This window comes from Candidatus Frankia alpina, assembly GCF_902806485.1.
Classification (GTDB): Bacteria; Actinomycetota; Actinomycetes; order Frankiales; family Frankiaceae; genus Frankia; species Frankia alpina.
Genome location: NZ_CADCWT010000617.1, coordinates 1 through 333, shown reverse-complemented (window position 1 = coordinate 333; position 333 = coordinate 1). Strand labels below are relative to the sequence as shown.

General features: G+C 71.8%; 1 pseudogene. It reads right to left on the bottom strand.

The features are described 5' to 3' along the window. Window positions 1-333: pseudogene (locus G6R25_RS24730) on the bottom strand (hypothetical protein); the annotation flags it as partial.

Below are 333 nucleotides of genomic sequence, written 5' to 3'. Positions count from 1 at the left end.
TCCGGACACCTTCCTCGTCGGCTGGCGGGACGGCACCGGACTGCCCTGCCACCACCCCGTGGAGCACCGGAGAACCGTCCAAGCCGAAGGGAACCTCCGCACCCACCGTCCCGGCCGGCGGGCGGCGGGATGCCTCCATCGCCAGCAACTGGGCTGCAGCCTGGTCTTCCACCCGGGCCACCTGACGGCGAACCGCCGCAACAGCCATCCGAGCGGACGCCTGCGAGATCTGCGCAGACACCCACTGCGCGTCGTCCGGCGACAGATCCGGGGCCATCGCACGGTTCAGCGTCCACCACAGGACCTTCGCCGCGACGCTGACGGACGCGCCGA